Source organism: Nostoc sp., from assembly GCF_036917615.1.
Lineage (GTDB): Bacteria > Cyanobacteriota > Cyanobacteriia > Cyanobacteriales > Nostocaceae > Nostoc.
In genome coordinates this window covers 21,266-29,601 of record NZ_JBALCZ010000073.1, presented here as the reverse complement: position 1 = coordinate 29,601, position 8,336 = coordinate 21,266, and the positions used below count along the sequence as shown (strand labels likewise).

The window sequence follows — 8,336 nt, the reverse complement described above, 5'->3', positions numbered from 1 at the left end:
GAGTTAGGAGTTAGGAGTTAGGAGTTAGGAGTTAGGAGTTAGGAGTTAGGAGTTAGGAGTTAGGAGTTAGGAGTTAGGAGTTAGGAGTTAGGAGTGGGGGAGCAGGGGGGAAATAACCAATGCCCAATGCCCACTTTTAAGAAGAAACAGCCTTTAGATATGAGACATGAGATAAATAATTCGAGCCAATAACCCGATTACGCCCAGCAGTTTTAGCATGTAGCAAGCATTGATCGGCACGATGCAACAGACTCTCTCCTTGATCATCATCCTCAGCTTTCAGACAGGCTGTGCCCAAGCTAATGGTAATATTAATTGTCAGTTTCTTGCTGAGTGAAAATGGTTCGTCGCTGATTACTCGATTCAGACGACGAGCCACAACTAGTGCTTCCTCATCGGTAGTGTTAGCCAGAAGAATCACAAATTCTTCGCCACCATAGCGGAATGCTGTGTCTTGACAGCGGAGATTGTGTCGCAGACGCTGAGACAGCATCTGCAAGATGCGATCGCCTACTAAATGCCCATGAGTATCGTTAACTTTCTTGAAATGATCTATATCCAGAATAATCAAACTCAGAGAAGTTTTTTGAGTTTTAGCTCTTTTAATTTGTCTGGGTAAGTCCCATTGTAAAGCACGACGATTATTTAATTCTGTCAACGAATCAGTTAAGGCGATCGCTGATAACATATCATTTGTCTGAATCAAATCTCGGTATTTTTGCGCTTTCCGCAAGCCAACAGTTAATTGAGCAAGTATTAGTCTATGATTGGCGCTCAACTCTGCCAAACTATGGTCTGTTTTTTCTTCAATAAGATGCCAAATATAAGCATCGGCTCCTTGCTTTAATGCCGCAGCACTCATCTCCAATTCACTTTGCCAACCATACTTCTTTCTATCAGTAAGCTGCTGGGGACGATCCTCGAAGAGAATACAGTATATCCAGGATAGCTTTGTCTGGTCTTTCAACCAACTGCACAGTTCCATACTGCCATTCAGGCTAGCCTGCACAAGTATTAGATCAGGGGGCGTAATTTGAATCTGCGACACTGCCTGATTAAGATTGTCTATAACTTCTACACTAAAAGCAGTTGCATAACGGATCTGATCTGGAAGTGTGGCGATAAAGTTGTTCTTTCCAAAGATCAGAATAGAAATATTTATTGGTTTATTTTTTATCATATTTAAATTTTAAAGAGATTAACTTAACTAAAGCTTGCTGTGATTGTTGCCTAATACTAAATATCTTGTTTTAGGCAGAGTTATATTTATTGCTCTCTGATTTTTTTACGCTCAATCTACAATAAATTTCTAACTCTCATCTCCTCTTAAGACTTTAATATTTACTACTACAGTTTCTAGAACCTTCTCTTCTGACAACTAATGTCTTCTTTACAGTATATTTTTAAAACAGTAAAAACACTGAATATTATTTGTAGCCCAAAAACTATTCATGTAGTTTCTTAAGTGTTATTTTCCTGATGAAATTACCAAAATAAATACTTTGCAACAACTGTAACTTCGAGAGTCAATTTTATCCCTAAGTAGAAAAATAAATAATTTATAAAATAAAATTTTTTCATTCAATTACAAAAGCCAAAACTTTTTCATTGAATGCAAAATCTTATTTACCAAAGAGCACTTAAGCCTTTTTCTTTAAAGACTAGTACAGCGGGCGCGTAAATCCAGCTACCATCTCGATTAACCAGCCAATTGCTTGAGCAACTTTTTAAAGCTAGGCAAACTCACGCTACAGTGTACTAGGCTTTTATCAAGTATCAAGTTAGGGGTTGAATTGCGAAAAAAAACGCGAATCAAATAGGCAGCAAAACTCACTCCTACTAAGGTAAGTAGCTTTCTGGTACTAACATCTCTACAATTACAGATCGAATTTATCGGATAAAAAATTTATAATTTAAATGAGGTCTGAAACAAAGTCTCAAAATGTATTAATAAAAGAAACAAAATGTCTCTGCTTACGCCTAATTTCGGGAAATTAATTAGTTTCCACCTTTTCCACAGGCAGAAATAATAGAAAAAAATTTTGTTAACGTAATCTAAGATATTAATATCTAAACTTTTGTGAAAAGCTACAATCGGATCAATAACCTTCAACAGTGTAACCAGCAGCAACAATTACCTGTTTGATTGACTCCTCAGAAGCTGCGGATTCTACCGTCACAGTTTTAGCATTAACATCGATATCCACCTTGGCTTCAGGTTCCATAACGTGGATAGATTCAGTAATTGTTTCTACACATCCCTCACAAGCAATATTTGATACTTTCAGTTTTAGCGCCATTTGTTACCCCAATATGCGAATTATAAATTATTTCTTAAGTATTAATCTTAACCATCAATATGCGATCGCACATCCTCCTAAAGTAAGGTAGTAGTCTAAAAGCATGATAATAGCTGTCTATAGCTGGTCGCCTGGCACGATTCGCTGGCAGTAATATGAAACAAAATGCAAGAATATATAAAGCTATTTATGAAAATACACCTATTTAGTGCCCCTACGCCCAAGTCTAAAGTCTAAAGTTAAAAACACCCATGTCTTCAAATCCCCAGTACCTAAGCGGTAACGAAATTCGCAACATATTCCTCGACTTCTTTGCCCAACGGAAACACCAAATTCTCCCAAGTGCCTCCCTCGTGCCAGAAGACCCAACTGTGCTGCTGACGATCGCGGGGATGCTACCATTTAAGCCAATATTCTTGGGGCAGCGCACACCAGAATTTAAGCGGGCTACGACTTCGCAAAAGTGTATCCGTACCAACGACATCGAAAATGTTGGACGCACCAAACGGCATCACACGTTTTTTGAGATGCTGGGCAATTTCAGCTTTGGTGATTATTTTAAAGAACAAGCGATCGCTTGGGGTTGGGAAATTTCCACACAAGTCTTTGGCTTCTCCCCAAACAACCTGGTTGTCAGCGTTTTTGAAGATGATGATGAAGCCTTTGGAATTTGGCGTGATCAAATCGGTGTGCCGGTAGCGAGAATTAAGCGCTTGGGCGAAGATGATAATTTTTGGGTATCTGGGCCGACTGGGCCTTGTGGGCCTTGTTCAGAAATATATTACGACTTCCACCCCGAACGCGGTGACGAAAATATAGATTTAGAAGACGATTCCCGGTTCATCGAGTTTTACAACCTCGTCTTCATGCAATATAACCGGGATACTTCAAGCAATTTAACGCCACTGCAAAACAAGAACATCGACACTGGCATGGGTTTGGATAGAATGGCGCAAATCCTCCAAAAAGTGCCCAATAACTACGAAACTGACTTGATTTTTCCAATTATCCAAACAGCAGCGCAAATTGCTGGTGTTGACTATCATAAAAGTGATGAAAAAACAAAAACTTCCCTAAAAGTCATTGGTGATCACATTCGATCTGTCATCCACATGATCGCCGATGAAATTCGCGCTTCCAACGTGGGACGGGGTTATGTGCTGCGGCGATTAATTCGGCGCGTGGTGCGTCATGGGCGATTAATTGGAATTTCTGGCGAATTTACTACCCAAGTTGCCGAAACTGCGATCGCTCTTTCTGAATCAGCTTACCCCAATGTCCGCCAACGGGAGGCAGCAATTAAAGCTGAACTGCAACGAGAAGAATCTAATTTCCTCACGACTCTTGACAGAGGCGAAAAATTGCTGGAAGAAATCGTCCAAGAACTTAAACAGCAAGGAAACACCCAAATTAGCGGTAAAAGTGCTTTTAAACTCTACGACACCTACGGTTTCCCACTCGAACTAACTCAGGAAATTGCTGCTGAAAATGGCCTCACAGTTGATGTTGAGGAATTTGAGGCAGAAATGGAAATCCAAAAAGAACGTGGTAGAGATGCACACGAAACCATCGATTTAACTGTGCAAGGTTCCCTCGACAAGCTAGCAGAACACATCCAAGCCACGGAATTCTTAGGCTATAACCAACCTGCAACGACGGCGAAAGTCGAAGCTATTTTGGTAGAAGGTGTTTCCCAAGAGGAAGCAGAAGCGGGAACACAGGTGCAAATTGTCCTTGACAAAACGCCATTTTATGCTGAATCCGGGGGACAAATCGGCGATCGCGGTTATATATCTGGTGATGGTATTCTAGTCCGGGTGGAAGATATGAAGAAAGAATCTGATTTCTTTGTTCACTTCGGACGCATCGAACGCGGTACACTGCGCGTCGGTGATCATGTTACAGCCCAAATTGATCCAGCTTGTCGGCGTCGCGCCCAAGCTAACCATACCGCAACGCACCTGTTGCAAGCGGCGTTGAAGAAAATTGTTGATGATGGCATATCTCAAGCTGGTTCTCTAGTTTCCTTTGACAGGTTGCGCTTTGACTTCAACTGTCCCCGCGCTTTGACAGCAGAGGAAGTACAACAAATTGAGGAACAGGTGAACACTTGGATTGCTGAAGCACATGCTGCAAAAGTGGAAGTATTACCTTTAGCAGAGGCGAAAGCTAGGGGTGCTGTTGCTATGTTCGGCGAAAAATATGGCGAGGAAGTGCGGGTGATTGACTTCCCTAACGTATCAATGGAACTATGTGGTGGAACTCATGTGAGTAATACTGCTGAAATTGGCGTCTTCAAGATTATCTCAGAAGCTGGCGTAGCTTCTGGGGTGCGGCGTATTGAAGCTGTTTCGGGGCCGGCAATACTGGATTATCTCAATCTTCGGGATAAAGTAGTTAAGGATTTGAGCGATCGCTTTAAAGTAAAACCCGAAGAATTACCAGACAGAATCACAAGTCTGCAAAGTGAACTCAGAACCAGCCAGAAGGAATTAGAAACCTTAAAGGTACAGTTAGCGATCGCAAAATCTGACAGCTTGCTACAAACAGCCCAAACTGTAGGCGATAATAAAATTATCGTCGCCCAATTAGAAGATGTTGATCCAGAATCTTTGAAAACCGCAGCCGAACGCTTACTGCAAAAACTGGGTAACGGTGCGGTAGTGCTGGGTTCTGTTCCAGAAGTTGGGAAAGTTAGTATAGTTGCAGCTTTTAGTCCAGAAGTCAACAAAAAAGGTTTGCAAGCTGGTAAATTTGTGGGTGCGATCGCTAAAATTTGTGGTGGCGGTGGCGGTGGAAGACCGAACTTAGCCCAAGCCGGCGGACGCGATGCGAGTAAATTACCAGAAGCGTTGGAACAAGCAGAAAGTGAGTTAAAGTCCGCGTTGAGTTAACCATCTTCTGGTTCAACGAGAGGGAGAAGTGTAACACACCGCTCGAATTGATAGTTTGCATACCTTTAACAGGGGGCTTCAGCCCCTTGTCTGTTCTATCAAGTAGCAATCAGCATGATAAATCTTCAAAATCACCCCGTCCCAGTGATCGTAGATACAGACGGTGGTGTTGATGATGCCTTGGCTTTGATTTTGGCATTAAATTCACCCCAATTAGACTTAAAAGCAATCACTGTTGTAGCTGGCAATATTAACGTAGATCAGGCTGCTAATAATGTGTTGCGCGTAGTGAGTATTGTTAAACCCAATACTTTGCCCATCGTTGCTAAAGGCTGTGAAAAACCACTGGTGAAACCGATCTTCAATGCCGCAGGGATTCATGGTGCAGATGGTCTTGGTGAACTGGATCGCTTCCTTGAAGCTGATGGTACACCTCGCTATCCCAAACTTACTATTGAGCCATCTACAGAGAATGCGATTGATCTGCTTCTCAAGGCAGCTCAAGAGTACGGCGACAGTCTGACTATTATTACTTTAGGGCCACTTACGAATGTAGCAACAGCGATTCAGAAAGATGCCGCAACGATGAAAAGAATCGGGCGAATTGTGATCATGGGTGGGGCTGTGACTGTACCCGGAAATATTACAGCAGCGGCAGAATTTAACTTTTTTGTAGATCCCGATGCGGCTCAAATCGTGATGGAATCAGCAATTCCCCTGACCTTAGTTGGTTTAGATGTAGCGATGAAAGCCCCCTTATCACGCCAAGTTGTTGAAGAAAATTTACAGCATCATCCTTCAAAAGTTACCCAGTTTATTGCCGATTGCACTGGAATTTATATGGCTTTTTATCGTGACAATGAAGGCTTTTACGGGTGTTATCTACACGATCCCTTAGCTATGGCGGTTGCTATTGATCCTAGTTTAGTCAAAACAGAGTGCCTCTATATAACAGTGGAAACCCAAGGACGATTTACTACTGGAATGTCATTGGCAGATCGACGCGATCGCCGAAATGAGTCAGCTAATCCCCCGAATGTAGAAGTTTGTTTACATGTAGATACTGAACGGTTTATGCAGCTGTTTACTCAACTTGGTAATCTGCCTGTGGGAATCTGAAATTTAAATATAATTAAACCCAATCTTACCTAAACCATCTCAAACTCTAATTGATGACTCTTGAGAAAATCATGGGTGAAATGATCCACCATATTTGTATTAGCTAGTTCCAAATTATAAAAATCCACAGCTTCATGGTCAAAATGGGGGCCAGCGTGCCAAGTACCCTCATGTAGCTTGATAAAACAATTGCCCGGAATGTGGAAAGCAGCAATCTCTTCTAATGCTGGTTCATTCAGATCATTATCAGGAGGACAAACTGCAATTAACCAATCCTTCCCTTCCAAAGAACCTAGACATTGAGTGCATTGCACATGGCGAGTAATTTTGTGAAACTTTCGCCCTATCTTCTCCAACCGCATAACATAAAATCGTGGAATCCCGTTTTGCAGCTTTAACTGGGCATCTTCCCCATCGTAAGCTTTGCCATCAACACTTGCAAAAATCACCTGTCCATAACGCCGAAAGTTTTCAGAAGTCACCCATTGTGCCTGCAATTGTTGCACTATCTTTGATGTGGTCATATCAAATCTTTGAGAGAGATTACTTAGGCTTATTTTCCCCAAAATGACTGAATTTTATACAGCCATTATGGTGGCTTCCTGAGTTTAAATGCCCTACATTGTGAAAAAATAACCTCAGCTAGCTAGATAACTACGTACTTGTTCCTTTTGGCGTCGGAGGAGACTGAGAGCTTTTTGCTCTATCTGACGTACCCGTTCTCGACTAATACCCATGCGATCGCCAATCTGTGCTAAAGAAAGTTCATATCCATCACTCAGACCAAAGCGCAAGGTTAATATTTCTCGCTGCTGGGGAGACAGCTTTGCCAACAAGTCTTGTAAGTCTTGGTGGAGAGATTCTTCAACGGCATAGTCTTCAGGAGAAGGGCCATCATCCTCCAGTATGTCCTGCAATTCTGTATCCTGTTGTTCACCAACTCGCGCCTCTAAGGAGAAGGGTTGACGGGCCAAGTATAAACACTCTCGAACTTGGCTAGGTGTCAAAGATAACGCATTAGCAATTTCAGCAGTAGTGGGAACGCGGCCCAGCTGTTGAGATAATTCTCGCTGCACCCGTTTAATTTTGTTCAGTTTCTCAAAGACGTGGATAGGTAAACGAATTGTCCGTCCTTGTTGAGCGATCGCTCGGGTGATTCCTTGACGAATCCACCAGTAAGCGTAGGTAGAAAACTTATAACCAAGAGCGGGATCAAATTTATCCACCCCTCGCTCTAAACCCAAAGTACCTTCTTGAATTAGATCCATAAATTCCAGGTTGCGGTGCTGGTATTTCTTCGCCACTGCTACCACTAACCGAAGATTAGCCTGAATCATTTTCTGCTTGGCTTGGTGTCCTAAATTTAGCTGTTGCTCTAGCACCTCAACACTTAACTCCACCTGATCTGCCCACTCTTGCAGCGTGGGTTCGTACTTTAATTTCACAGCGAATTCTTCCTTAGCAGCTAGTAAATTCATCATCTGCTGCACTTGTTGGGCAAAAATAACTTCTTGTTCGCGAGTCAACAAATCTACACGCCCGATCTCTTGCAGATAACTACGCACAATATCATCTGTAGCTCGAGGTTTTTTCTCTGCGGCTAAACTTTTTTTCTTCGTTTTTTGAACTTCGGTATGTGGAGATGTTAAGTTGCTCATGGTTATTTGCTCCTCTGTAACCTCATCAATTTATTGGTATCAAGTCTAGATATTCAGACCCATAGCATTTCACACTGCTAATCAATCAATTGGCAATACTGATGAATTCTGGTCTATGATACATTACAAGTTAATTGTTGGAGATAATAAACCCAAAATCAACCCACCCTTTAATACTAACATCATCAGCAGTCACAAATCAATTACCCCAAGGATCATTAGCATATCCTTTGAAGTAATTACACTCCTTTTTTATTGAAAATTGGGGATTTTCAAACACAATTATGTTTAGTTTAATTATCCAATGCAGTTAATGGAAAAAATAAAAAATTGCCCCAGCAACGATTTCATTTAGAAAAGACAAC

6 protein-coding genes are annotated in these 8,336 nt (G+C 41.7%); 2 read left to right on the top strand and 4 right to left on the bottom strand.

All coding sequences use genetic code 11. The features are described from left to right. Positions 1-136 precede the first annotated feature (136 nt). Positions 137-1,162, bottom strand: a complete 1,026-nt coding sequence (locus V7K85_RS26725; RefSeq protein ID WP_334818203.1) for a GGDEF domain-containing protein — start codon at positions 1,160-1,162, stop codon at positions 137-139. 937 nt (positions 1,163-2,099) lie between these two features. Continuing rightward, on the bottom strand, positions 2,100-2,300 hold the full coding sequence (locus tag V7K85_RS26720; RefSeq protein WP_334818197.1) for a heavy-metal-associated domain-containing protein: 201 nt from the start codon (positions 2,298-2,300) through the stop codon (positions 2,100-2,102). Positions 2,301-2,551: 251 nt separating this feature from the next. On the opposite strand from V7K85_RS26720, the gene alaS reads away from it, so the two are divergent. Both alaS and V7K85_RS26710 read left to right on the top strand, forming a co-directional pair. Beyond that, on the top strand, positions 2,552-5,194 hold the full coding sequence (gene alaS / locus V7K85_RS26715) for an alanine--tRNA ligase (RefSeq protein WP_334818195.1): 2,643 nt from the start codon (positions 2,552-2,554) through the stop codon (positions 5,192-5,194). A 114-nt stretch (positions 5,195-5,308) separates the two neighbouring features. Beyond that, positions 5,309-6,313, top strand: coding sequence for a nucleoside hydrolase (locus tag V7K85_RS26710; RefSeq protein WP_334818193.1), 1,005 nt, complete (start codon positions 5,309-5,311; stop codon positions 6,311-6,313). 29 nt (positions 6,314-6,342) lie between these two features. On the opposite strand, the gene V7K85_RS26705 is transcribed toward V7K85_RS26710, so the two are convergent. Further along, positions 6,343-6,837: an ureidoglycolate lyase gene (locus V7K85_RS26705; RefSeq protein ID WP_334818191.1), complete on the bottom strand. Its 495-nt coding sequence runs from the start codon at positions 6,835-6,837 to the stop codon at positions 6,343-6,345. A gap of 114 nt (positions 6,838-6,951) precedes the next feature. Further along, positions 6,952-7,971 (bottom strand): RpoD/SigA family RNA polymerase sigma factor, encoded by a 1,020-nt coding sequence (locus V7K85_RS26700; RefSeq protein WP_334818189.1) that lies wholly within the window; start codon positions 7,969-7,971, stop codon positions 6,952-6,954. Positions 7,972-8,336: the final 365 nt, after the last annotated feature.